The 25,488-nt window shown below is 50.8% G+C and carries 22 protein-coding genes, 5 tRNA genes and 1 riboswitch; of the genes, 12 read left to right on the top strand and 15 right to left on the bottom strand.

Annotated elements, in window-relative coordinates; translation table 11 throughout:
* Window positions 1–294 precede the first annotated feature (294 nt).
* The 8 genes from AC0YNV_RS13870 (at window position 295) to AC0YNV_RS13835 (ending at window position 10,517) form a co-directional block, all read left to right on the top strand.
* Window positions 295–2,499, top strand: a complete 2,205-nt coding sequence (locus tag AC0YNV_RS13870; RefSeq protein ID WP_475768611.1) for an AraC family transcriptional regulator — start codon at window positions 295–297, stop codon at window positions 2,497–2,499.
* Window positions 2,500–2,546: 47 nt separating this feature from the next.
* Window positions 2,547–4,220 (top strand): type 2 periplasmic-binding domain-containing protein, encoded by a 1,674-nt coding sequence (locus AC0YNV_RS13865; protein WP_475768610.1) that lies wholly within the window; start codon window positions 2,547–2,549, stop codon window positions 4,218–4,220.
* Between the two features lie 158 nt (window positions 4,221–4,378).
* Window positions 4,379–4,516 (top strand): hypothetical protein, encoded by a 138-nt coding sequence (locus tag AC0YNV_RS13860; protein WP_475768609.1) that lies wholly within the window; start codon window positions 4,379–4,381, stop codon window positions 4,514–4,516.
* A gap of 122 nt (window positions 4,517–4,638) precedes the next feature.
* On the top strand, window positions 4,639–5,610 hold the full coding sequence (locus AC0YNV_RS13855) for an ABC transporter permease (protein WP_475768608.1): 972 nt from the start codon (window positions 4,639–4,641) through the stop codon (window positions 5,608–5,610).
* Window positions 5,611–5,630: 20 nt separating this feature from the next.
* Window positions 5,631–6,530 carry a carbohydrate ABC transporter permease gene (locus AC0YNV_RS13850; protein WP_475768607.1) on the top strand — a complete coding sequence of 300 codons (900 nt, stop codon included), beginning with the start codon at window positions 5,631–5,633 and terminating at the stop codon, window positions 6,528–6,530.
* 232 nt (window positions 6,531–6,762) lie between these two features.
* On the top strand, window positions 6,763–8,427 hold the full coding sequence (locus tag AC0YNV_RS13845) for a type 2 periplasmic-binding domain-containing protein (protein ID WP_475768606.1): 1,665 nt from the start codon (window positions 6,763–6,765) through the stop codon (window positions 8,425–8,427).
* Window positions 8,428–8,626: 199 nt separating this feature from the next.
* Entirely contained in the window at window positions 8,627–8,743 is a 117-nt protein-coding gene (locus tag AC0YNV_RS13840) for a YjcZ family sporulation protein (protein ID WP_210038316.1), read from the top strand.
* Window positions 8,744–9,320: 577 nt separating this feature from the next.
* Window positions 9,321–10,517 carry a Calx-beta domain-containing protein gene (locus AC0YNV_RS13835; RefSeq protein WP_475768605.1) on the top strand — a complete coding sequence of 399 codons (1,197 nt, stop codon included), beginning with the start codon at window positions 9,321–9,323 and terminating at the stop codon, window positions 10,515–10,517.
* A gap of 370 nt (window positions 10,518–10,887) precedes the next feature.
* Here the strand turns inward: AC0YNV_RS13835 and AC0YNV_RS13830 are convergent.
* The 6 genes from AC0YNV_RS13830 to AC0YNV_RS13805 all read right to left on the bottom strand — a co-directional run bounded on the left by AC0YNV_RS13830 (window position 10,888) and on the right by AC0YNV_RS13805 (window position 12,019).
* Window positions 10,888–10,972, bottom strand: a tRNA-Leu gene (locus AC0YNV_RS13830).
* Window positions 10,973–11,008: 36 nt separating this feature from the next.
* A tRNA-Lys gene (locus AC0YNV_RS13825) sits at window positions 11,009–11,084 on the bottom strand.
* 3 nt (window positions 11,085–11,087) lie between these two features.
* Window positions 11,088–11,162 (bottom strand) — tRNA-Glu (locus AC0YNV_RS13820).
* A 171-nt stretch (window positions 11,163–11,333) separates the two neighbouring features.
* Window positions 11,334–11,424: transfer RNA gene (locus AC0YNV_RS13815), tRNA-Ser, on the bottom strand.
* A gap of 10 nt (window positions 11,425–11,434) precedes the next feature.
* Window positions 11,435–11,510, bottom strand: a tRNA-Asn gene (locus AC0YNV_RS13810).
* 29 nt (window positions 11,511–11,539) lie between these two features.
* Window positions 11,540–12,019, bottom strand: a complete 480-nt coding sequence (locus AC0YNV_RS13805; protein WP_210038314.1) for a SprT family protein — start codon at window positions 12,017–12,019, stop codon at window positions 11,540–11,542.
* A gap of 112 nt (window positions 12,020–12,131) precedes the next feature.
* On the opposite strand from AC0YNV_RS13805, the gene AC0YNV_RS13800 reads away from it, so the two are divergent.
* On the top strand, window positions 12,132–12,485 hold the full coding sequence (locus tag AC0YNV_RS13800; RefSeq protein WP_210038313.1) for a hydrolase/acyltransferase: 354 nt from the start codon (window positions 12,132–12,134) through the stop codon (window positions 12,483–12,485).
* Between the two features lie 105 nt (window positions 12,486–12,590).
* The gene (gene cmpA / locus AC0YNV_RS13795; protein ID WP_210038312.1) at window positions 12,591–12,740 is read left to right on the top strand and encodes a cortex morphogenetic protein CmpA; all 150 of its coding nucleotides are present in this window, start codon (window positions 12,591–12,593) and stop codon (window positions 12,738–12,740) included.
* 164 nt (window positions 12,741–12,904) lie between these two features.
* Here cmpA and AC0YNV_RS13790 read toward each other — a convergent pair whose 3' ends face one another.
* The 4 genes from AC0YNV_RS13790 to uptA form a co-directional block, all read right to left on the bottom strand.
* Window positions 12,905–15,109 (bottom strand): Tex family protein, encoded by a 2,205-nt coding sequence (locus AC0YNV_RS13790; RefSeq protein ID WP_475768926.1) that lies wholly within the window; start codon window positions 15,107–15,109, stop codon window positions 12,905–12,907.
* 111 nt (window positions 15,110–15,220) lie between these two features.
* A complete protein-coding gene (locus tag AC0YNV_RS13785) occupies window positions 15,221–15,850 on the bottom strand; it encodes an MBL fold metallo-hydrolase (RefSeq protein ID WP_475768925.1) in 630 nt (209 codons plus the stop codon).
* A gap of 1 nt (window position 15,851) precedes the next feature.
* On the bottom strand, window positions 15,852–16,418 hold the full coding sequence (locus AC0YNV_RS13780) for a thioredoxin family protein (RefSeq protein ID WP_475768604.1): 567 nt from the start codon (window positions 16,416–16,418) through the stop codon (window positions 15,852–15,854).
* A gap of 172 nt (window positions 16,419–16,590) precedes the next feature.
* On the bottom strand, window positions 16,591–17,208 hold the full coding sequence (gene uptA / locus AC0YNV_RS13775; protein ID WP_210038309.1) for an undecaprenyl phosphate transporter UptA: 618 nt from the start codon (window positions 17,206–17,208) through the stop codon (window positions 16,591–16,593).
* Between the two features lie 165 nt (window positions 17,209–17,373).
* Here uptA and AC0YNV_RS13770 point away from each other — a divergent pair, with 165 nt between their 5' ends.
* A complete protein-coding gene (locus tag AC0YNV_RS13770; protein ID WP_210038308.1) occupies window positions 17,374–17,820 on the top strand; it encodes a cupredoxin domain-containing protein in 447 nt (148 codons plus the stop codon).
* Window positions 17,821–17,882: 62 nt separating this feature from the next.
* Window positions 17,883–18,194 carry a dehydrogenase gene (locus AC0YNV_RS13765; protein WP_210038307.1) on the top strand — a complete coding sequence of 104 codons (312 nt, stop codon included), beginning with the start codon at window positions 17,883–17,885 and terminating at the stop codon, window positions 18,192–18,194.
* Window positions 18,195–18,379: 185 nt separating this feature from the next.
* On the opposite strand, the gene AC0YNV_RS13760 is transcribed toward AC0YNV_RS13765, so the two are convergent.
* The 5 genes from AC0YNV_RS13760 to AC0YNV_RS13740 all read right to left on the bottom strand — a co-directional run bounded on the left by AC0YNV_RS13760 (window position 18,380) and on the right by AC0YNV_RS13740 (window position 25,420).
* Complete coding sequence (locus tag AC0YNV_RS13760) at window positions 18,380–18,736, bottom strand: hypothetical protein (RefSeq protein ID WP_475768603.1); 357 nt, start codon at window positions 18,734–18,736, stop codon at window positions 18,380–18,382.
* Between the two features lie 71 nt (window positions 18,737–18,807).
* Window positions 18,808–21,018, bottom strand: coding sequence for an O-antigen ligase family protein (locus AC0YNV_RS13755; protein ID WP_475768602.1), 2,211 nt, complete (start codon window positions 21,016–21,018; stop codon window positions 18,808–18,810).
* Window positions 21,019–21,216: 198 nt separating this feature from the next.
* Complete coding sequence (locus AC0YNV_RS13750; protein ID WP_475768601.1) at window positions 21,217–21,936, bottom strand: PilZ domain-containing protein; 720 nt, start codon at window positions 21,934–21,936, stop codon at window positions 21,217–21,219.
* Window positions 21,937–22,073: 137 nt separating this feature from the next.
* Window positions 22,074–22,166, bottom strand: a riboswitch (cyclic di-GMP riboswitch).
* A gap of 27 nt (window positions 22,167–22,193) precedes the next feature.
* Complete coding sequence (locus AC0YNV_RS13745) at window positions 22,194–23,276, bottom strand: HD-GYP domain-containing protein (RefSeq protein ID WP_475768600.1); 1,083 nt, start codon at window positions 23,274–23,276, stop codon at window positions 22,194–22,196.
* A 488-nt stretch (window positions 23,277–23,764) separates the two neighbouring features.
* On the bottom strand, window positions 23,765–25,420 hold the full coding sequence (locus AC0YNV_RS13740; RefSeq protein ID WP_475768924.1) for a histidine kinase N-terminal 7TM domain-containing diguanylate cyclase: 1,656 nt from the start codon (window positions 25,418–25,420) through the stop codon (window positions 23,765–23,767).
* Between the last annotated feature and the right edge of the window lie 68 nt (window positions 25,421–25,488).

Here is a 25,488-nt window from a genome sequence, read left to right as displayed (position 1 = left end):
TCAAATGTAAGCACTTTCAAAAATTGCTGCCATAATAGAACACAATATCCTGTTTCTATACTAAAATTCGACATGATTTATTTTCTTCCTTCCAGCCGCATGATTGAAGAAAAGAGGCGCAGGTCCGCGGAACAGCTTAGCTTTGTACAAAAACAAGATAGTTTTGTGTATATTCTTTTTGGATGATAACCACTATGATCTTACTGTAAATCCTGATTTACCCACCCACGGCCCCTGGATTTGAATGCGCTTACAATTCATTTTGGTTTTCTACTCCTGTGAAGGGTGGTTCCGATGAATAAAACGTGGCTGCACAAAATGATTTGGTCCTACCTGCCGATATTTTTCATTATTTTCTCCTTTGTTTTCTTCCTGTTTTTTCAAACGCTGGTTGAACAAAACAACAAAAATACAAGAGAATCAAGCAAGGTATTCATCCGGCAGCTGCTGCAATCCGTCGACGTGTCCCTGAAGTCGGTCGATTATATGATGATCAGAGAAATAATGAACAACAAGCTGATTGCCGATTTTTTTGACGAGAAGGATGACAGCAATGTTTTTCTGAACTACGAGGTGGTCAAAAAACTGACGGCATTAAAACAGGAAGTGCCACTCATCGATTCCTTTTACCTGGTAAGATACAGCGATGGGCTGGTCTATAACGGGAATGTGATCAGAGACCTGGATGAATTTGAAGACGCTGCTTTTATACGGGATATGCAGAGCAGCGGGACAGCATCCCCATGGACCGATGTCAGGACCTATCGCGAGTTTGGTTTTCAGAAAAGTAAAGAAGTCGTAAGTCTCGTTCATCCGGTTCCCCTGAGTCTCGGCTCGCAAGGACTGTTCGTCATCAACGTCAGCCTCTCTTCCCTCCAGGAAATGATTATGGATATGTACGATTCGCAAACGGCATTCGTAAACCTGTACGGTCTGAACGGCGGACCTCTCTTTATACAGGAAGATTCCGCGGGAACCAGGAAGGTTCTCGCCGATATATCCTCGGAATATACCGGCTGGAAGGCGGAAAGCGGGGTAACCAACGGCAAGCTGCTCAATACGGTTTCCAGCTTCTCAAGCGTTTGGCTGGTGCTGAGCTTTATTGTTTTTATTGCCGGTATCCTGTGCATCATCTATGTCTCCAGGCAGAACTATAAGCCGCTCGAAGAGCTTGTCTTGCGCATCAACGACGACCTCTTTCAGGAGAAGCATTCACTTGGAAGGGTGGCCGCTAACGAATTTGCTTTCATTGAATCGGCGATTGACAATTTCTCCGAGCAATCGAAGGCTTTCAGGAAGGAATTCGAACAAGCGGCGCTGCATAGGAAGAAAACCTTCTTTACAGAGCTGATCACGGGTCAGTATGCAGGGAATGCGCATCGGGACAATCTGCCGCTGCCGTCCCACGAGCCGCTGAATGTGCTGATTATCGAGATTGACAACCCCGAGCAATCCTTCTTCCGGTTTCAAGCCCGCGATCAGTCCCTGTTCAAATTTGTGCTCAGCAGCGTGACGCATGAAATGTTCAGCCCACATGCCTCCAGCATATGGCTGGAATGGACCTCCTCGTTGCAGCTGACCGGCATTGTCTTCCTCCATGAACCGAATACCGGAATGGGGGATATTTGTCAGAGCATTATCGCATGGGTCCATAAAAATCTTAAATTTACTGTTACGCTTGGAATGGGTGAACAGGCCGAGTCGCTGGAGGATACCGCAGAAGCGTACAAGGAGGCTTTGGAAGCCTTGAAATTCAAAGCCGTTTTGGGCAGTAACCGGATCATCCTCCACCAGGAAGCGCAAAATGCCACAATAAAGGAAAACAATAAGCATCTTAAAGCGATTCACAGCCTGGTTCAGACCTTCCGTTGCAATGAGGAGGGTTGGCGCGACAGCTTCCGGCACTGGTTCGACGGAATCCGGACATGCCGCTTGTCCAAGAACGAGATCATTGAGCTCGGCCGCTATTTTATTGCCCATATGGATCTTCAAATCTCTTCCGTTTCCAACGATCATTATGAGATTTGGACAAACTCCTCCCTGCTGCCCGCACGGCAAATAATCGGGGACTTTGATACGCTTGATGAGCTTCAGCAGACCCTGTACCGGATTCTGGAGGATTTCGCGGAACGACTGGCGGCGCTTCGCGGAGGGCGTCAATACCACCATTTGATGAGACAGATAAGGAAATACATCGAAGAGCATTATACCAATCCGGAGCTGTCGCTTGATTTTTTGAGTGACCGGTTCTCCATTAACGCCAAATATTTGAGCCAGCTGTTCAAAGAGGAATTCGGGGAAAATTTTCTCGATTTCCTGGCCGATGTCAGAATACGGCACGCCAAACGATGGCTGCTGGAACAATCCGGTTCCATCCAGAACGTTGGAGAGCGCGTCGGTTACGCCAATGCGGCCACCTTCAGGAGGGCGTTCCGGAGAGTCGAGGGCATCTCGCCTGTCGATTACCGCAAGCGCAACACGAATGAACAAACCGGTTGAGCAGCCCGGTCAAGGTATAGAGTCTAATTCAAGGAGGGAGAGCCTCATTGAAATCGAAAATGACAGGGATTGCCGTTATGCTCCTGATTGGCTGTGCGCTTATCTGGGCTGCCGGGTCCACGTACCGGTCAAGCCCCGCTGTAGACAGCAAAGAAGAATCCGATACCGAGATACGGCCGGCAGACCAGTTCCCTATAGCGGACAACCAGATCCTGCTTCCCGTATATGCGGCACCGCCCGTGGAAGTCGAGGATCTCAACACCAACACCTTTACAAAATACCTGGAAGAGAAATTGAATATCAAATTTGAATTTGTTACCGCCGGCGCCTCCGCCAAAAAAGAAAGAAGACAAATGCTTCTTGCCAGCGGGGACTATCCGGCTGTCATGCTGGGCGGCGATTTCACGCCGGATGAACAAATCAAATACGGCATGTCAGGCGTCTTAAGGCCGCTGGATGACTTAATCGACCGTTACGGAAGCAATATCAAGCGGATATTCGCCGAGCATCCTGAGCACCGCAAAGCGGTTACGGCCCCCGATGGACATATTTACTCCCTTGCTTCGATCAACGAATGCTTTCATTGCTGGTATGCCCAGAAGCTGTGGGTGAATTCCACCTGGCTGCAAAAGCTGAATCTGAAGCCTCCCCAAACAACGGAAGAGTTTTACCGGATGCTCAAAGCCTTTAAAACGCAGGATCCAAACGGCAACGGCAAGCAGGATGAAGTCCCCTTATCCGGAGCAATCGGCTCCTATCATGCCAAAATAACCGGATTTCTGATGAGCGCGTTTATCTATAACACGGATGACAATTATTTTTATGTAAAAGACGGCAAAGTGGGGATGGCTGCAGTGCAGCCGGAGTGGAAGGACGGTCTTGCCTATATTCATCGGCTCTACAGCGAAGGGCTGGTGGATCCGTCCTCCTTCACCCAGACTCTTGACGGGATAATCCAGCTGGCAAGCCACCAAGGCGATAACATACTCGGCAGCGCCACATTGGGTCATATCCGGATGGCATTCAGCGGACTCGATAATGCAAGAAACCAGGAGTATGACACCATTCCTCCGTTAATCGGTCCGGACGGTTACCAGGCGGCCGGGTATTTCAACATGGGGGATAACGGCCAGTTTGCGATTACGGACAAAGCAACCGAGACACAGGCGGCAGCGGCCATCCGGCTGGCGGACTATTTGTATTCCGAAGAGGCGGCCATTCTCAATGAATTCGGGCCGGAGAGAGTGTGGTGGCGGAAGGGTCTGCCGGGAGAGGTTGACGAGCACGGAAGACCCGCCAGATTCAGGTTAAACCCTGAATACTGGGAGCATTTGACCCAAAATGACGGCTGGAGCCAGATGGGCATCCTGTACCGCAACAGGGATCTTCGCGAATCGTGGGCGGTGCCCGGGGATCTGTACTCCAAGGAAGGCTACGAGCACCGTTTGTACGCGGAAACGGCAAAAAACTATTTCGGCAAAGAGCCGGATGAAGTTTTTCCGGCCAATATTTATGTGCAGCCGGAAGATGCATTCGAGGCGGTTCTCCTGCGGGTGCAAATCAACGATTATATTGAATCCAACATGGTGCAGTTTATAACCGGCACGAAGGATCTGGACCAGGAATGGGATGCTTATTGTGACGGTTTTACCGGACTCAAGCTTGAGCGGTATTTGACGATTTACCAAAATGCCTATAACAAGTACAAGAACGGCCAATAGGAAGATAAGGCCAGCCCCTCCTTTGGCGGTGCAGCAGCTTCTTCGTATTGAAAATATATGTTAAGTATAGAGCATATTTTTTACCTGCCTATTTTTAAAAAAAAGATCGTTCAATCCCGGCTTCCGGCTTCAACGGAAATCGGGATTTTTTGTCCTGCATGGATCTCGCGTGGGCTGATCTGAGGCAGACGCAGCTGGCGACCTTGACTCTCGTATGTATCGCGGGTTCCCTATGCGAGACTGCGGAATTATGCGCGCCGGCAGAAAATCGCGCGCCCGCCGCCGCCCACGATTAGTAAGCGGTTGCAGAATTTCGTCCGTTCGTTGAATACTGGCCGTTGACCGTGCCGGAACAGCTCCCTTATCGTTAACACCAATCCGTCACCGATCACTATGGAAAAGGAGTGAGGTTACTAACATGCAGTCAACAGGAGCGCTGGAAGCAAAAAAATTGGACTCATCGGGAAGCGGCAGACGGCTTCTATGGAAAAACTCATCAAGAAAGGTCAAGCGGCATTGGCAGCTGTATCTGCTGGTGCTTCTGCCGCTGGCGTACATCGTTATATTCAAATATATTCCGATGTACGGCGCGCAGATTGCTTTTCGCGACTTTAGTCCGGTCAAGGGATTTTCGGGAAGCGACTGGGTGGGACTCCAAAATTTCTCCGATTTCTTCAACTCGCCGAATTTTTGGCTGCTCATCAAGAATACGCTGGTCATCAGCTTGTACTCGCTTGTCATCGGATTTCCGGCGCCGATCATTCTGGCGCTCGCCTTGAATGAGATTCGAAATGCGAGATTCAAGAAAACGGTGCAGATGGTAACGTTCGCCCCGTACTTTATTTCTACCGTCGTCATGGTCTCGATGATTATCCTCTTCCTGTCACCGCGGCTCGGATTTATTGATTCCATCGTGCAGCTGCTGGGAATCGAATCGATTAATTTCATGGGCGTGCCCAAGTATTTCAGCAGCATCTTCGTCTGGTCCAATGTCTGGCAGGGCATCGGCTACGGAGCAGTCATTTATCTTGCCGCGCTTGCCGGCGTCAATTCGGAGTTATACGAAGCAGCCAAGGTCGACGGAGCTTCCCGGTTCCAGAAGGTGATTCATATCGATCTGCCAGGCATCATGCCTGCCGCCATCATTCTGCTTATTCTCAATGTCGGGCAGATCATGAATGTCGGTTTCGAGAAGATTTATTTGATGCAGAACCCGTTGAATACCGGCACCTCTGAGGTCATCTCCACTTATGTGTACAAAATCGGACTGATCGGGGCGAACTTCAGCTTCTCCGCAGCTGTTGATTTGTTTAACTCGGTCATCAATCTTATCCTGCTGCTAACGGTGAACTTTGTCGCCAGACGCATATCGGACAGCAGTCTATGGTAACGGAGAGGAGAATTTCTACTATGAACAAATCTGCAGCTATTAAGGAATCGGCAGGCGACAAAATATTTCTGTTCATCGTTTATGCTTTTCTGTTATTCATTCTTATCATCGTGCTTTATCCGATCATCTATATTCTAAGCTCTTCCTTCAGCTCGCCGCAGGCCGTCATCAGCGGACGGGTCTGGCTGCTCCCGGTAGAACCGAGCCTTGCAGGGTACAAGGCGATCTTTTCCAACCCGCAGGTGCTGACAGGCTATGCCAATTCGCTCTTTTATACGTTCTTCGGAGTGCTGATCAATGTAACCATGACCGTGATGCTGGCTTATCCGCTGTCCAAGAGCACCTTCTTCGGGCGCAGTCCGATCATGGTCATTCTGGTCATAACCATGATGTTCAGCGGCGGATTGATTCCTTATTACCTGACTGTCAAAATGGTCGGAATTCTGGACACCAGATGGGCCATGCTGCTTCCCGGCGCTCTGGCCGTGTGGCAGGTCATTATCGCCCGCACCTTCTTCCAGTCGACCATTCCCAAAGAGCTCGGAGAGGCAGCCGAACTGGACGGCGCAAGCGATCTGGGCTTTCTGTGGCGGATTGTACTGCCGTTGTCCAAGCCGATTCTGGCTGTGCTGGTTCTGATGTATGCGGTAGGGCATTGGAACGCTTATTTCGATGCGCTGATCTTCCTGAAATCGCAGAACCTGTTTCCCTTGCAGATCATCCTGCGCAACATCCTCATCCTGAATTCGATTGACGCGAGCATGATGGTGGACGCGAACCAAATGGCCGCTATGCAGGGCTTGCGGGATCTATTGAAATTCTCGCTCATTGTTGTAGCCACGCTGCCCATACTGATTCTCTATCCATTCGTGCAAAAATATTTCGTCCAGGGCATAATGATCGGTTCGCTGAAAGGCTGATCGAAACCGGAAGTGTTCCATAATGATTTCGATTTTCCGGGAGGTGATGCCGTCTTTGATTGGAAGACTGTGCTTTCGTCAAACGAAGCATAAGCTTCCAAAGCCAGTTTTGGCGAAGTTAAGACAAGGAAGCTATTCTTCACAAAACCTAGCATAGGCTTCCGAAGCCAGTTTTGCTGCGGAGTTAAGACTAAGAAGCTATGCTTCACAAAACTTTCAAGGAGGAGTCTGCTTGAGAAAAAAAACAGGTTCGGTCGTGTTAGCTCTGACTCTCGTCATTTCCATGCTTTTATCCGCCTGCAGCGGCGGGAATAATTCCGGGGGCAATAACGGGGCCGGCACGGGAACGAATTCACCGGCTCAGGATGGAAACAGCGAACCCCCCGTTACATTGAATACCTTTATTACAGTTCCGCCCCGTATCGAAGACGTCAGTACAAACACCGTGACGACCTTTATTGAGGATAAGCTGAATATCAAATTCAAGTTCGATGCCACTCCTCAGGCGAATGCGAAGGATAAGAAGAAATTGATCATGGCCAGCGGCGATTATCCGGCCGTCTTTCTCTCCGGCGATTTCACGCAAGCCGAGCAGATCGACTACGGCAAGCAGGGCATCCTGATGCCCCTGAACGATTTGATTGAGAAATACGGAAATGAGATCAAGAAGGCGTTCGAGGAGGATGCGGACTTGAAGGCAGCCATCACAGCCCCGGATGGAAATATCTACGCCCTGCCTCATATTAACGACTGCTTCCACTGCTGGTATGCCCAAAAATTATGGATCAACAAGAGTTGGCTCGACAAACTGAGTCTTGAAATGCCAACGACGACCGATGAATATTTCGAGGTATTAAAGGCCTTCAAGGAAAAGGATCCGAACGGCAACGGTAAGCAGGACGAAATACCGTTATCCGGCTCGTTTAATTCCTGGCATGGCATTCCATCCAACTTCCTGATGAACTCTTTCATCTATGATAATGATGAGGATTTCTTCTTCATAAAGGATGGCAAAGTCCAATTAGCCGCGAATCAGCCGGAATGGCGGCAGGGACTGGAGTATGTGAATAAACTATTCAGCGAAGGTCTGATCGATAAGGAAGCTTTCACGCAAAATATCGACCAGATGGCGCAGGTAGGCAATAAACAAGGCGACAACGTGAGCGGCAGCGTCACGGCCGGACATATCGGCATGTATTTCAGCCTGGCAGAAGGACAAGACCGTCATAAAGAATATGTATCCGTCCCTCCTCTGAAGGGGCCGGGCGGCATCGCTTATGCGGGATATTACAAGGCATACGGCAACGGCCAGTTCGCCATTACGAACAAGGCTTCGGAGAAGGAGGCCATTGCAGCCATCAAACTGGCGGATTACCTGTACTCCGAAGAGCATGCGATTACCAATGAATATGGATTGGAAGGAACGTACTGGGAGGCAGCCAAGGAAGGCCAGAAGGATGTGCACGGCAACCAGGCCAAGTACAGCCTTAAGCCGGAATACTGGAATATCGGGACGACATTGAACGATATCTGGGATCAAATGGGCATCACCAGAAGGACGCGTGAAATCCGTGAATCATGGGCCATCCCGGAAGATCCGTTCTCCCAGGTAGGCTATGAGTATCGCCTGTATCTCGAGACAGCGAACAACTACGAGAACAAGCAGCCGGAGGAAACGTTTCCGCTGACCATCTTCATGGAGTCTGACGATGCGAAGGAAGCGATTCAGCAGCGCACGCAAATCAATGATTACGTGCGCTCGAATATGGCTCAATTCATAACGGGCGCCAGAAAATTGAACGACTCCGAATGGGACAGCTATGTGAAGGGCTTTGACGGCCTGAATCTGACCCGTTATCTTGAAATCTATCAGCATGCGTATGACAGCAAGAAATGACGGGATTGCCTGTGTGCAGGAAGAAGCAGGGGTAGCTGATATCAGCCTCCTGCTTCTTCGCTTTTGAACACCATTAATCCAGATCATGTATCGGACCAATCATCATTAGGCCAATGCCAATCCGTAACAAACACACAATCGCCATGGGGCAGGCATGCATATCCTACAGAGTACCCAATACACAAGGAGGTGCTTCAGAATGTCTGGTTTAGTTGGCGGTGTTGGCTATGGCGGATTTGGCGCAGGAATTGGATTCATACTCGTGCTCTTTATTTTGTTGGTCATTATCACCCGCGGTTGCGGATTCGGCTACTAATTAAAGCTTCGGAACGTTAACCTCCGATCACGTTCCTGACTAGCAAATAATCCCGGAACAGGCCCGCACTGCGGGCCTTTTTTCCATTTTCTCTCGTCTTCCAATTGGCATGTTTAATGTAACAGCAACTTCCTTGCCTGTCACATACAAGATGACCTTGTCGCCTGCCCGTACCTATTGGAGAGTGATAACATATAATCACGAGGGATTTGAAAGACTCGATTGGGTGCGGCTCGGCAGAAGCTTCCAATCAGGCTGTCAGGGAAAAACAATCGTTTAATGAACTGTACTCTAATGTGATCAAGAATTTCCATGCAACGAATCGCTTAGCATACGTTCTTTTCGTGAGGTCCGGCCTTTCTAGGTACATCTTTACTACGACAAAATGATCGAGTCAGATAGTCACATAGTCTAAACTGCCCTTGACAGTACTAGGTAATATCTGTAAGTTCTATTAAGATACAAAGTGTATCAAATAATTGTCGGAGGAGGACGGTGAATGGAAACAAATGATTTACATGCTGTCTAAAAGGCTTATTTTTTTACATAGGGTAGTTAAATAATAACGAGGGAGAGATTGAAATGGGAGCTGTACTGTTCATCGAAACATGGAGGAGAAAAAAAGCTTTTCGCGACCAACTATATCGAAGGAGCCTCATTCGGAAAGTTTACAAGTGTGGATGTGGAAGTGCTGGATGATGATGGAATACCGTATGGTCCCGGGAAGCTGACATTTGAAAGGATTTTAGCAGGCGAGCTTACGTTGCAAGAATCTGCAGGTTATGCCAGCCTAATCGTCCAGCGCAAGGGAGGAACACGAGGAAAAGTGACCGTTAATTATAAAACGTCAGGTTATGGGACGCATAGCGCCCAGGCAAATGTTGATTATAAACCCGTAAGTGGCACATTTGTATTTGAGGATGGAGAGTCATGGAAGAGAATTGACATACCAATTATCGACAATGACCGATATGATGGCGATAGACTTTTTGTTTTGACGCTGAGCGGGCTGACGGGCGGCGCAGCCTTTGGATCCAGTCAACTTACAATATCGATACAGAACGACGATCCGAAAACGAACGGGATTTCTTTTGCCACCAACACGCTAGAATTTAATGAGGATGATGGCTATGCTTTTGTGGACGTCCTGCGGGATCACCCCAAAGGGGGCGTAATAGTCAAATATATCTTTCGTAGCGAAAGTACAGGAATTATTTACGGAGATACAAAATTTGTGGGGGATGAAACAAAAAAAACAATTCGGGTTCCGATTACCGATGATCAAATTCCTAAAAGAGATGAAACCATTTACGCCGATTTCCCATCTTATGACGCCATTGATAGTCATGAATTCGCCTATATCTCTTCCCCCGACGCTGTATCGATCCACATCAACGACAACGATTCCGTTCACTTTGAGTTTAAATCCACAATGAACTATGCCATCGAAGAGTCCGGGATCGCAATGGTCTCCGTTATCCGCAGCGGTTCCGTCAAAGGACGGATCAGCGTCAATTATACCACCGCTCCCGTCTCCGCAACGGATGGAAGCAGCCCAGGTTCCGGCAGCGATTATATTAAAACAAGGGGACAGTTGATTTTTGGTGACGGAGAAACGGTGAAAAATATTCAAGTTCCGCTCGTGGACGACTCACTTGTTGAGTATAACGAGAAGTTCCGGCTCTATTTTGAACCTGACTGGTTAAACGAGAATAGAACGGCAGGTACGTTCACCGAAGTCGTCATATTTGATAAAGATCGAAATGAGTCTTAATTGCCCTAACGGATACTATACCTTAATACTGGAAGGGCTGCCGCTTGGGCAGCCCTTCATTGAGCTAACGCGCACGATAGCAATACCTATAACCATGAACATTATGCAACATTCCTGTATCGTTTCCTCAATAAATATGATGATTTCACGATACACCAGATTTATAATCCTCAATTAGACGCCACACTTAATCTCTTGCTTGATGAAGAATCACGAATCACTATCTATTACGAGAATGAGAAATACCAAATTAGACTGTAATGAAATGCCACTGCACTTCGATGAACAGGTACCGCCATATAAACAAACTTCACACAATAAAAAAAAATAAAAACCCCTTATGTATCAAGGGATTCAAGGATTTTAAGGTTGGTGCGGTCGGCGGGATTTGAACCCGCACGCCTTGTGAGCGCCACCCCCTCAAGATGGTGTGTCTGCCGTTCCACCACGACCGCGGAGTGATATGCAATTGTGTAACATATCAGATAAAATGGTGAGCCATGAAGGACTCGAACCTTCGACACCCTGATTAAAAGTCAGGTGCTCTACCAACTGAGCTAATGGCTCCAATGGTGACCCGTAGGGGAATCGAACCCCTGTTACCTCCGTGAAAGGGAGGTGTCTTAACCGCTTGACCAACGGGCCATAAAATGTTGCTCAGATGTGCCTCTTTCAGACGACAAGAATTAGTATAACCAATTTCAATTCCGCTTGCAAGTACTTTTTTTAAAGAATTTACAACTGACTTTCAGCCGATTTCGCCTTGAGGCAAACAAAAAGGACCGGCTTACGGCCCATGCTTGTCTTCATAAAATATGGCGGAGAGAGAGGGATTCGAACCCTCGCACCACTTGCGCAGTCTAACCCCTTAGCAGAGGGTCCCCTTGAGCCACTTGGGTATCTCTCCAGAAAAGAAATGGCTCCCCGAACAGGACTCGAACCTGTGACAACTCGATTAACAGTCGAGTGCTCTACCAACTGAGCTATCAGGGAAAGTGTTTTTGGTGACAAGAAATAATGTATCATGATTCAATTTTGAAGTCAAGCATAAAAATTAATAAATTCCCCCTGCATTTTCCACAGGCATATTTCCGGGGGTCCACTTTCCTTTTCCGCAAATATTCCATGCCGCAGCTGCGGCAGATCAGCTTGTACCGGTACGGCTCCACCCGCTTGTCCGCACGGCTGGGAAGCGACTTGCAGTATCGGGTCCCCCCAACCTTCACCAGCAGCTGCTTGAAGTCGGCGTCCCGGTGCTTGTACCCCCGCTTCAGCAAATGCAGATGGTAGTGGCACAGCTCATGCTTGATTATTTTCTCCGTCTCTTCCGTCCCGTAGTTCTCCAATTGATGCGGACTGATTTCGATATGGTGGGTCTTGGTGAAGTACCTCCCGCCGGTCGATGTCAGACGCGGATTGAACGTTGCCTTGTGCCGGAACGGAAGCTGAAAATACTGGAGGGAGATTTTCTCGACCCATGCTTGAAGTATATGATCTTCCATCACTCTTCTCCTTCAACATTTATTGCATATTCATACTTGAATTTTAAAGGACGAATACGCTACACTGTCAAGTAGTATTCACCTGCTGCATTCGAGGGGAGAGCATAATTCAATGGCACAGATGCGTTATATTATAATGAAAAATGGACAAGATGTCTCGTTTGTGGAAATGCCGCAATCGCATGCCTACCAGCTCAGCGCGCTAAATCTGCGCCTGCACAAGGAAATCGACAAGCTGACCGCCAGCAATGTTCCCGCCTTGCCGCTGGCAATTGCCGAGTGCGATGAATTGGAGCTTCACGATCAATCGCTCGCCGTGCATTCCGGCCTGGACTATATAAATGCTTTGGAGAGCGATTTTTCCTCCATCCAGGAAAAGTCCTACCCCCTGATCTCCCTCCTCACGGAAATACGCGCTCTGCAGGCACAGCTGGAGCAGTGGTATGAGGAGGAAGCTGACGTCTAACCTCCCGTATTCATGCAGTTTGGATTGGACCTGCACGGATAATCGCCTACCCCCATATGCTAGTTACTACAACAAGTGACGGCTTTGGAAGGAGGGCGAATGACTGTGCCGCAATGGTTATGCAACCAATTGATGCGTGCTTTCGTGAAGAAGGACAGACGGCAGATCCGTCTGCTTAACGATTGCTGGTATTTCTACCGGACCAAGCAGCAGCCGGATGACAATACGGCAAACGATATGGCGACAGATGTATAGCATTATTGTGAAGAAAGCGGCCGGGTATATGCAAGCAGCAGCCATGCTCTAGAACAGGATGAAACAGCTTTCGTAGCCACTGTTATCCATGAAAAAAGGGTGTTATCTTCCGGCAGTGACTCGTGACTGCTTGAAGATAACACCCTTTCTATTGCCGCCTTGAGCTAGTCCGGCTTGCGCATGGTCAGGCTTACGCGGCCTTTTTTCTGATCAACGCCGATGACCCACACGGTGACCGTATCGCCAACGGATACGACATCCATGGGATGCTTCACGAATTTGTGGCTAAGCTGCGAAATATGGACGAGCCCGTCGTTCTTGATCCCGATATCGACGAAGGCTCCAAAGTCGATAACATTCCGAACGGTTCCGTGCAGTTCCATTCCCGGATGCAAATCCTCGATGCTCAGAACGTCAGTATGGAAAATCGGAGCGGGAAGCTCTTCCCTTGGGTCTCTTCCGGGTCTCAGGAGGCTGTCTACAATGTCTCTGAGCGTCGGAACGCCTACTCCCAGGGTTTGAGCAACCCCCTCAGTCTCAATCGCCTTTAAAGACGCTTTAAACGCGTCGGAGCCCAAATCCTCAAGCTTCAGACCAAGCGTCCGGCATAATTTGTCGACAACCGCGTAAGATTCGGGATGAATCGGGGTACGGTCAAGCAGATTGGCGCCCTCGGGCACCCGGATAAAGCCGATGCATTGCTCGTAGGTTTTGGCTCCCAGCCGCGGAACGCTCTGCAGTGTCTTGCGGTCGCTGAATTTTCCTTTTTCCTCGCGGAATTTGACGATATTCTTCGCTGTAGTGGCATTGATCCCGGCCACGTAGGACAGCAGCGAAGGCGAGGCGGTGTTCACATCGACGCCGACATGGTTGACCGCGGATTCCACCACGCCCCCGAGCGTCTCCTCGAGCCGCTTCTGGCTCACATCATGCTGATACTGCCCGACGCCGATGGCCTTGGGCTCAATTTTCACAAGCTCGGCCAGCGGGTCCTGAAGACGTCTGGCAATCGACACCGCGCTGCGCTCCGCCACATCAAGATCCGGAAACTCGGAAGCAGCCAGCTTGGACGCCGAATATACGCTTGCGCCCGCTTCATTGACGATTATGTATTTCAACTCCAGTTCCTTGTCTCTGCCGGCTTCCTTGCGCTTGCCGATCAGTCCCGCTATGAACTGCTCCGTCTCGCGGGAAGCCGTCCCGTTGCCGATGACGATAAGCTCGACTTTGTAGGTATCGATCAATCCCCCGATCAGCTTCTCCGCTTCCGCTACCTTGTTGTGCGGGGCGGTCGGATAGGCAACGGCCACTTCGAGCAGCTTGCCGGTCTCATCCACAACCGCAAGCTTGCAGCCTGTCCGGAAAGCAGGGTCGACGCCAAGCACGACATTTCCCCGTACAGGAGGCTGCAGCAGCAAATTGCGCAGATTGGTGGAGAAAATCTGGATCGCATGCTCCTCCGCCTTCTCCGTTAATTCGCCTCGGACTTCACGCTCGATCGATGGCGCAATCAGCCTTTTATAAGCATCCTGAATCGTTTGCAGAAGCAAACCGCCAATTGCAGGAATTGTCCCGCCGCGGATGGTTTGACGGTCGATATAATCAATAATCCTCTCCGCCGGCACGTCCAGCGACACGCGCAGCACATCCTCGCGCTCCGCCCGGTTGATGGCAAGTGTCCGATGCGGAGGAAGCCGCTTCAAGGGCTCCTGGTAGGCATAATACATTTCATAAACCGTCTCCTGCGAAGTATCCTTCGCTTCCGTACGCACTACACCGTTGTCAAAAGTGAACCTGCGCACCCATGCACGGATTTTGGCATCGTCGGCAAGCTGCTCCGCGATAATATCCATCGCTCCCTGAAGAGCCTCCTCCGGGGTCGATACGCCCTTCTCGGCATTAACATAGCGCTCAGCTTCGCGGCTTGGATCCCCCTGGCGCGGCTGTGACAGCAGCCAGACGGCAAGCGGCTCGAGTCCGCGCTCCTTGGCGACGCTTGCGCGGGTCTTGCGCTTTTGCCGGTACGGCCGGTACAAATCCTCGATCTCCTGCAGCTTGACGGACGCCACTATGGCGCTGCGCAGCTCATCCGTTAACTTCCCCTGCTCGTCGATCAGCCGGATTACCTCGCGCTTGCGCACCTCAAGGTTGCGCATATACTGCAGCTTCTCCTCGATGGAGCGCAGCTCCGTCTCATCCAGCTCGCCGGTCATTTCCTTGCGGTAGCGGGCAATAAAGGGAATCGTATTGCCTTCATCCAGCAAATTCACAGCCGCCTTCACCTTGCTGCCCGGCAGGCTGAGCTCTGCGGTAATCCGTTTCAGAATCCGTTCCTGCTCCGCCGCCTGCTCTTCTTTGGTCAGCTCCACCCTGGCGCCCGGTTCCTGCTCCAACTCCTGCTGACTTGCATACTGCTTTGCTTCTGCCACTTTACACTTCCTCCATCCTTTATAACAGGGCATAACCCTTACTGCGCGGCTCTAGGCCGGCACGTAAGGGTTATTTTCCATTTCATATCCGATTGTCGTCCGCTCTCCGTGACCGGGATAGACGCGTACATTCGGATCAAGCTTATACAATTTGCCGCGGATGGAATCGTATAAATCCCTCTCGCGGCCACCCGGCAGGTCTGTTCGTCCCACTGATTTGCGGAAGAGCACATCGCCGCTGATCAGATGCTCCCCGCATAGCAGGCTGACGCTTCCCGGCGAATGTCCGGGCGTGTGCATGACCAGAAACGTATGGCCGATCAGCTCCAGCTTCTGCCCCTGCGCCAGTGCGTACTCAGCAGGGTCGGTCACAAGCGGCGGAGTGACATCCGACCAGCGCTCGGAGCCGTTCTTGCGCGCATCCGTCAGCCAGTCCGCTTCCAGATCATGCAGATATACCGGGCAGCCGGCTGCCTTGCGCACCGCATCGACGCCGCCCATATGGTCGAAATGCGCGTGCGTCAGCACGATCGCCTCGATTGTCAGGTCCTTAATGCGCGTGAGCAGCCGCTGCGGGTTCATGCCAGGATCTATAATAATGCCGCGTTTGCCGGTCTCCTCTGTAATCAGGTAAGCGTTTGTCTGCAAGGGACCAAGCGTAAAAGTCTCAATCTTCAGCATCTTAGAAAGAAGCGAGAAGCTGGCGCAGCTCTTGTACGATTGTTTGTTGGTACCCTGTGCCTTCACCGTAGCGGCGGCCCATCTCCTGTCGGGCAAGGCTCAGATTCGCCTGATAATCAGCAGCGTCCCGGTCCGTATTCGCCTGTTTGAACGCAATCATTGCTTCCTGCACATGAGCTGGACGCGGTCCCCACTGACCAAGCACATGACCGCCGGTATCGGCAAAAATGACAACAGGAATGGAGCGGCCGCCCATGGTCAGAAACTCATCCATCGTATCCAGATTCTGTTCCATCACGAGCACTTCGACCGGGATTCCGGAGTTCTCAAGCGCCTTGAACACAACGGGCACGTTGCGGACCACATCGCCGCACCAGTCCGCCATCAGGATCAGGCAGCGCAAATCATCACGGTTGTTCAGCGATTCAAAAAACTCCCGGTCTTCGTCGCCCGCCCATTGAAACTTGCTGCCCCAATCCAGAAAAGCCTCTTTGTTCTTCTCCATTGAATCGATGAACTGCTGCGGACTGATCCCCGTATTGAGCTTGCTTGCTACACTTTTAGCCATGATGAAAAACCTCCCAAAGAGTTTTTAGTGAACCGGCTTGAATTCACTTCTTGCGAGCTAAAAACTCACATTGAAAGCATAAGCTGAGTTTTTAGTGATACACGGCCAACACATTAATCCGCTTTCTTAACCAGCAGCCTAATTATACCAAACCGGCATGCCAAACTACAAACTAAACGGACTTGCCGCGTCCTTTCAGCACCTTAACCATCACATAAATCACCAGGACCGCAAGGGCGATCAGAAGTGCCGGCTGGACATAAGGGGCTGCTTTCTCATCAATGTTCTCCCACTGGTCGCCCAGCTTCCAGCCCAGATACACAAACAGAAGCGACCATGGAATCGAAGCAAGTGCCGTCAGCAGCGTAAACAGCCAGAAATTCATCCTCGCCATTCCCGCCGGAATGGAAATAGCTTGACGCATAATGGGGACGAATCTTGCGGTGAACACAATTCCGGACCCGTATTTGTTAAACCACCCTTCCGCGGTATCCAGATGCTTGGGTTTGATTTTTATGTATTTGCCGTATTTCTCGAAGAAAGGACGTCCGGCGTACCGGCCAATCGCATACAGAATCCACTGCTGCACAATAGCGCCGATGACGCCAAAAATAACGGCCCCAAGAAACGTAATCTGATGTCCGCCAGCATCCGATACCAAATAACCGCCGTAAGCAAGCACAATTTCACTCGGAATAACTTCAATTGCAAGACCAATGACGATACCAAAATAACCTAAACCTTGAATCCATTGAAGCATTGAATCAATGAAATTGTGAATCCAGTCCATTCCTCGTCTCCTATCGTCTCCCGATTTGGCAGGCCAATTATCTTTCTATCGGTATTCTAGCATACTTCCAGACATGCCTCCAGCGCCCTGAGTCATGCTCTGACAAGCCCTGGCATAGACTAGCTGTAATCCTATTACACGAATTAAAGGGGGTGAATGTTTCATATGTCCAAGATTTATGTGGTCAGCAAAAAGCAGATCCGCCTGTTCGCCGTTCTGCTGCTCGTCCTCTTTATCGCGGCAGCTTGTCTCAAATGGAATCAATCCAGAGCCGCTTTGGCCGCGCAGCCGGAGCCCCGGGTCTTTGAACTGGTAACAGGAGAGTTTGAGTCCACAACGGGTGAAGGCAAGAAAATAGAAGTATACCGCTGGGATCCCGGCACCATTATCGTGAATAAAGGCGATCACGTTGAGCTGCGCATCACCGGTATCAACGGGGCCTCGCATCCTTTTGTCATCGAAGGGCTTGGCATTAAAGGCGAGGTCACACAAGGAAAAACGACGGTGGTCCGTTTCGCCGCGGAAGCCAAGGGCACTTATCCGATTATATGCCTCACACACACCACCTTGGTGCACGGGGGTCCGATGGTTGGCTATATCGTCATTCAATAATGGCGTGTGACAGGTCATACCGGGCATGCATATATAGGGGGTAGAGAGGAGTCGATTATTCGATGAAATCGTCTACCCCGGGCAACCAGGCGGGTTATCCGACCGCCCGCAAAATCAGGCGCGCCTGCGAGAATGAGCTGTATCGCACAGTCAAAAGACTCGGCGTCTGGATATCCAAGGAACGCATCGAGCAAGCGGAAAAGATCTATTTCAAAAAAGTCGCGCTCAATCTGCCCTGGATTCACGAGAATGCCAGCAACCGGAAGATCCTCGCCGACTGGTGGGACGACAACGTCAGCGCCGAAATCGCGGAACTGTGGGAGATTCCCCCTGCTAAGCTGAAAGCCGCTTTCCGCGATGCCTTCGGCGGCTGAGCTTCTCGTATTATGCTGCAGATCAGGCGGCGGCTTTATGATCTTTGGAGCAAAGGCGATAGCTTTCGAGGAACATCGTAAATACAAGTAGTCATCTGTCTAATTTAAATTCTAGCAAAAAAAAGAAGCTGCCCTGGAGTCTTCGGAAGACTTGGGGCAGCCTCTTTGCTGCGTATGGCCGGACCTTAGCCAATAACGGCAAAGGTTTCAACCCGGGCGGGAATCGTACGGACGCGGAACAGCAGCCCGATCGGACTAAACACTTGAAGCGTGTAGCTCACGTTTGTCAGCGTGTTGATGTTATTGAATCGAACGACCCCAAAGCGGTCGAAGGATGCCGTGGAAACAATCCGGTTATTGCGGATCAATCGCGCAAAGAATCCGGTCGTATTGAAAGGCACGCCGCTGCCCTGAACCCAGACAACCGTCAGCCGGTTGAAGATTGGTCCTGTTGCTTGAGCCAGACCTTTGGGCATTGCCAAGCGCACGATTTTCCCCTTGCCCGATCTTTTCATTTTCGGTTTGACGCGTACTGCGGCCATTTGCCGATCACTCCCATCCGTTCTTACTCCAGCTTATGCTGCTGCAGCTTAAGGGAATGGGCTAATGCACTCTATAACGCGTTTATCTTTTCTGTCTCCGGACTGCTCATCTTCGTCTGTGCAGCGGTTCTGGCCCGGGCGAGCTCGCTTAGCAGCAGCCGTGTATCTTCCGCTGCCTTCCGCGATTCCGCAGTGACTTCAAAATCCCGCCCTCCCCGTCTGGCTGCGGCTCCTTGGGATTCAAAAGCCTCGAAGAAAGCCAGGGCTGTAGCTGCGGCAATACGGGAATCGTCAAGCTGGCCCCCGGCCTGCTTATCCCGGGCCAATCGGGCCATCGTCATAATCGCCCCTGTCTGGTTATCCCGATCGTAATGATCATATTGCAGGGCCAGGCGCAGATAGGCTGCTGCTTGTTTCACGTTCCCCAGCCTGGCATGGCAAAGACCAAGGGCGCTGAGCAGCGGTACGGACTGCGGTTCAAAGCGCAGGCCGGCCCCCAGCTGTCTTGCGCCGGTAAGCGGCGGTACGAGCTGCGAGAGCTCTACACGAATCCGGCTCCAATAGGGATTGGCTGCCAAAGCCCGTTCCAGCAGCGCAGTCTGCTCATTCCCTGCGGCCGAAGCAGCCGCCTCGCGATACGCCACAGCCTTGTCAAACTGCCAGCTATACGCGGAAGCAAAAGCAAAGATGGCAGCGGTCAGCATTGCTGCTGTGAATTGGAATCCAGCCTGCCGCTTCGCAGCTGCCCTTTTGCCGAGGGATGCCGATCTTGGCGGAAGCTGCCCGGAGCGTGGAGGGACTAATGACGATTGCCTCCTCTGCGCGGCCCCCGGGTGCGGACTGTAGTAGACGAGCCAGCTAAACAGAAGCAGCCAATAGTAACCGAAGGACATGTCAAAATCGACGGCGGCATGGACCAGCAGTACGCCGACAGGGAGGATCCCTGCCCGCTCATGCCTCCAAACTATCCGCAGCAGCCCATACATCATGAAAGCAAATACGATTAATCCGACAATTCCAAGATCAAGCAGCAGATCCAAATAACCGCTGTGCACTTCGTTGCCAATATACGGGTAGGTTTGGGTTTGGGTAAACAGCATCCGCCAGGTATCCCCGCCTTGACCAAGGAGAGGCGCCTCCAGAAATAGGCTCCATGCATCCTTGTAGAACATCGTACGCGCGCCTGCGGTTTGAAAATGGCCGCTGCTGATCCGGTCTTGAATCACTGCCGGCAGGAGAAGCGCCATAATCAGACAGGCTGCCCCCAACCCGGCCCACGCTGCAATCTCAAGCTGTCTTCCGGACAGGCCGGCAAATACCGTGCGAAGTGCGGTGAAGCCCGCTGCAGATGCCATCAGGATGGCAAGCAGCCCAAGCGTCTCCCCCATGTGGCCAACGCCTTCATGACTGCCTTGCAGACCTGCGGCAAAGACAATACGATAGGCTGCCCCCGCTCCAACAAGCGTCCAGCCGCTGTAAATCAGCCATTTGACCCGCTGCTCCCGGGTCAGGAGCAGCAGTCCGGCAAGCCATCCCGCAGCCGTTGTAAGCCAGGCTGCCCTGGATTCCGTAAGCAGCAGCACGAGCACCAGCGGCGCGGCCATCATGACGGCAAGCAAGAAAGTCCGATAACGGCCTGCACGTATCATGAGAAGCCAGTTCCACAGCAAATAAGCTCCCGAGACGGCTCCGAGGAAATTCGGATACTGAACGAAGCCGGCCAGCCGGGCACCGACTGCGGATAAACTGGAATCCCCTGTACTCAGGATCATCTCCGGAACGTCTATCCAGCCGAGCCATCCGGCAAGTGCGCCGCCAATGAGGAACAAGCCGGAACCCTGAAGCGCCATGAACAGCCAGCTCCGGAATGGGCCGATTCTCAGCCACAGATACCCGGATATGAGGAATGCCCCATAAGCCGACCATCTGAGCAACTGCTCCAGAGTTCCATGTACGGAAGCCGGTTTGTTGATCAGACTCAAACCAAACAAAAGCGCTATAAGCAGCGGCGTATAAGCCTCCATCGGCACCGAGGCCCGCACAGCCTCTTCTGCGGGCCCTTTATTTTTTTTCAACATGAAATATTCACCGATCCCGCTGCTGCTGCCCCTTATCCTTCGTCTCTGCATACGAGCCGTAATAAACAAGGATAAAACGGTTGAAGCCATAAGCATCCATTCCCACCTGTAAAAGGATGCGTCAAAAAACATTCCATTCTGGTATGCGGACGAAATCAGCAGCCCGGTAAACATCAGCCCGGCGGCACCAACAACGACTGGCATTTGAATCCCCTCTTCTATTTCTCTTTATAATTGTCCGATATATCTAAATTTTCTAAATATTGTAACATGTTTGAGAATGATTTGAAAATCAGGTGACATGGAGCTGCTGCCTGAAGAAGCATGAAGAGTTTATTTTCTTAACTTTGAACAAAAAAAAAAGGCGCTCCGCGATTGCCGCGGTGCACCTGTTTTTTATAGTTAATGAGTCCGATTGTCACTGGCCTTTTCCTGTTTCCTGCGATAATAGGCTGCGACCTGCTCCCTCAGGATAAAGGCCCGCAGCGCTCGCTGCTGCAGCCCGTCCAGATCGCAAAAGCGCGCACCATAGAAGGATTGGGCTCCATCGCTGTCATAGCGTATGATCTCCAGCCAGCATGGCAGCTCAAAGCCTAGAGACAACACGGCTTCCAGACGCTCATTCGTCTTGAGCCTCGGCCCCTCGGCAACAATGAATCCCAACCCGGATAAGCTTATATTTCGTATGGCCAGTTCCATATCTTCAATAAATTCGAAGTTTTCCGGCCCTGTTGACAATTCTCTTGTTTCAATAATCACTTTCTTCATGGTGCCCTTATGGTCAATCTGAACACGGGGAGACTCCCGTTTCTCTTCCAGTCCGCTCAAGGCCCGGACAGGAAATATAACTGCGATAGATCCTTCCGCCTTGCCGATGACCGTCGACTGCAGACGTTGTATCCCCACCGGAGAGTAGATTGTCATCTCCACCGGATTACCGAGATCAAATGACTTGTATTCCGTCATTTCAATCTCCATCATCTCGCCCTCAATATGGCTCAAAATCCCCGTTGAGACATATCCTTCTTTCTCGACTACGGTCCGGCTGTGGATTAATACCTTATCTGAGTAAGTTTGCTTTGCTTTCGTGTATAATTCCTTGCTGCGGGCATTCGTGCTCATAAGTACCATCTCCTTAGTGTGCAATCGCCTGGCCGAGTCTTGAGACTTTGATAAGGGATTGCCTGTTCAAGGAAATGAAAAAAGCCGTTCCTCTGCCTCGGAGCCGCTTGACTTGCACCCTGCTGAAGGGTGTTCATTTCGGCAGCCAGGCTGTCAGTCGCTCCTTTTCAAGAACCTTAGACCCTTTAGCTTTGCGTCCTTGCCTTTCGGCAAGTTTGCCATTATCGGATATATATGAAGTTAGGTACAGGCTATTCTTACATTTCTTCCACGATCATGATACTGTGCGAATCCTTAAGGTCAACCTGATAGGGCTGGGCAGGAGGTGTGCCGTCCGCCTCGCGAAGGATCCGTACGATCGGGCGGTTGACCGCAAGCGGATTATTCAGAGCCACAACCGCAATCTGGCCCGAGCTGAGCAGTACCGTTGTCGATACCGGATAAATGGATATATGCTTGCAAAAGGTTTGGATCAAATCAAGATCGAAGAAAGTGTTCCCGGCCGCGAATAAAAACTCGATGGCTTCCGTCGGCGTATGACGCTTGCGGTGCGGCCTCGGTGAGGTCAACGCGTCATAAACATCGGCCAATGCCACAATCTGCGCATATTCATGAATGGCATCACCCTTCAGCCCACGCGGATAACCCGATCCATTGTACCGCTCGTGATGCTGAAAAGCACAATGCGCGGACAACAGGGAAATATCGTGCTGGGCGCGGATAATATTGAAGCCATCCTCCGTATGCTTCTCCATCAGGACCCGCTCTTCAGGGGTCAGCGGGGAGGTCTTGTTCAGAAGATCCTTGGGCAATCTTGTCATCCCGATATCGAACAGAAGCGCTCCCATGCCTAATTCCTCAAGCTGGTTGCGGTTATAGCCCTTAGCCAGTCCCATTATGCCTGACAGTATAGCCACATTCACAGAATGCTGGAACAGATAGCCATCCGCCACTTGAATATTCGTCAAGCTGACCATAACGTCGGCCCGCGTAACCAGATCCTGCATGATCTGGCCAAACACATTTCGGAACGTCCGGCCCATCTCCGGTGCAATGGTTCTGCCCTTGGTCATAGGATGGTCCTTCAGCGTGGTCATGGTTTTGAATACAGCATCGTGGGCTTTTCTGCGCGTATCGTCGCGGATCGCTGTTTCCGGCTCCAGATCCTCGGTAAACGGATCTTCAACGAACAGCATATCGACTCCCAGCATCTTCAAGCGATTGATAAACCGTTCATTCAGCTCGACACCGACACCCAGAAGAATGTTGCCATTTTCCTGCAGGATCGGGCGAGCCAATTTATCTCCAGGCTTCGCCGAAAGTATATGTACTTTTCTCATCTGAGCATTCCCGCCTTTAGTCCGGTTGCATATTTGATCAAGCTTGCATCGCTGCCAGTTCGGCAGCACGCAGTTTGTATAATTGCTTATCGGCGTATATCCTGTTGTCTGCGATTTGCACAAGCATATTCAAGTCGCTCCCGTGGTCGGGAAAGTTGGCGCTTCCGACAGAGACGAAAGTGCCTCAATCCTGTCGATAGGGTAAGCTTGTGCAGTTGTTCATGAGCTGGCGAATGACAGCTTCAATCAGTTTATCATCTGAATCAGGACAAATCATTATAAATTCGTCCATGGCTCATCAGGCGGTCATGCTTTGTCCAGAAAGCATGCCTGCCGCCGGAAGGGTAAAAGCGGCTTATGCCGCTGCGTTTGTCTAGATTGGCACCACCTCGCCCGACATGACGGCAGACCATGCGCACAGCCCTGTGTCAGCACGACCGCCCTGCAGCAAAAATGCCCTTCAGAGCACATGCGGCAGCAAGCCTTGTCTAATACTGCACAATCCGGTTGCGGCCGTTCTCCTTCGCTTCGTAAAGCGCCTTGTCCACCTTGACGAACAGCTCGCGCAGATAAGACTTGCTATCCTTCAGTTCAGTATCCGGCTGAGGCTCAACGGCAAGCATGCCTATGCTGATTGTAATGGAAACAGGAGCGTTCCCGACTCCGGTATCGACAAAGTTATGCTCAACAACCGACCGTACGCGATGCGCCAGCTCTTCCGCCTGCTGCCTGGTGGTGTGGGGCAAGTAGACCGTGAACTCCTCCCCGCCGTAGCGGGCGAAAATATCCGTTTGTCTGAGCGTACTGCGGACCACGTCCGCCGTCAACTTGAGAACATCATCGCCGACCATATGACCGTATGCGTCGTTGATCGTCTTGAACAGATCGATATCAAACAACAGGATCGCATAAGGAATCTGATAGCGCATGTTGACCATGACCTCATGCTCCAGCTGCTGCATCAGGTATCTCCGGTTGTAGCAGCCCGTCAAGCCATCGATAATGGCCATTTGCTCCAGCTTCCGGTTGGCCTGGTACAATTCATCCTGCATAAGAAGCAGCGCACGGTTTCTCTCCTGAAGCGCTTCATTCTGACGGTTGGTTTCTTCAATAAGCCTTCTCAGCTCTGTATGGTCCTGCAGCGTGATCACTCTTCCAATGATTTGCTGTTTAACAACAATAGGCGCTACATGTAAGGCAATATAGGCCATTCTGCCTTCCTCCGGCACTTCGATCTCGGTATGAACGCGCTCTTCAGGATGCAGACGGTACATCTCCAGAAAAGCTTCGGTCTTCTCACGGTCTTCCACTGACTGCAGAAGCTTGTCCATATCGAGCCTTGTACCGACTGAAAGCTGGAAAACGGGACTCACCACGCTGTTGAGATCAATCACAACATTCTGCTCGTCCAGCACAATAATACCGACAGACAGTGTATCGGCAACATCTTTTTGAGCGATATTCACGATATCGAACATACGGTGCTTTTGAATGGAGAATACAAAATAAATGTCCGCAATTACAATTCCGAGCGACGTTAAGCCCGGGATAACGGGAAGCCATTTTGCAAGCACAACATTGAGCAGCAGATCGAGCAGGGTAAAGCAGACAAAAACCCCAATACCGGTCAGGGCATTTGCAATCTGCGCACGGTCCGATGGCGGCGCGTCCGATTGGTAAGCACGGGTCAATAGCTTCATCGAGTACATAAAATAGGAAATCAGCATAACGATCATCAACCAGAATATCAAGCCGTACTGCCGGTCGTCATAACGTCCGTCAACGGCAGCAATGAACCAGTCATTTGGATTCCAGATAATCCCGACCACTACAAATACAGACGGAAGCAGCATCATCAGAAGCACGTAGGGTCTGGGCGCGAATCCGTGATTCGTCAAATATTTGGTGAAGAGCAGCCATCCAAAGCCTAGCATGGACAAGCCGACAAACGAGACATTGATGCATATGAGCTGAAGATGAGGGTTGTCTGTCGTGTGGACTGCGATTTGGCCAAGCGGCCAAATCATCATGGAGAAGTGGAAAAACAAATATACTCTATGCAGTTGAGTGATAACGTTGTTGGCTATTACATAGACAAATAAGATGAAAAGCACGACAAAAAAAACAAAATCAAGCCATGTCATCAGTCCCACTATTATTCACCCAATCATAAGATTATTATGAAAAATGGCCTGGGACCTGCCACGCTCTC

The organism is Paenibacillus sp. JT31N11 (assembly GCF_056269285.1).
Note: the sequence above shows the minus strand (reverse complement) of the source record. Positions and strands in the feature narration are given on the sequence as shown.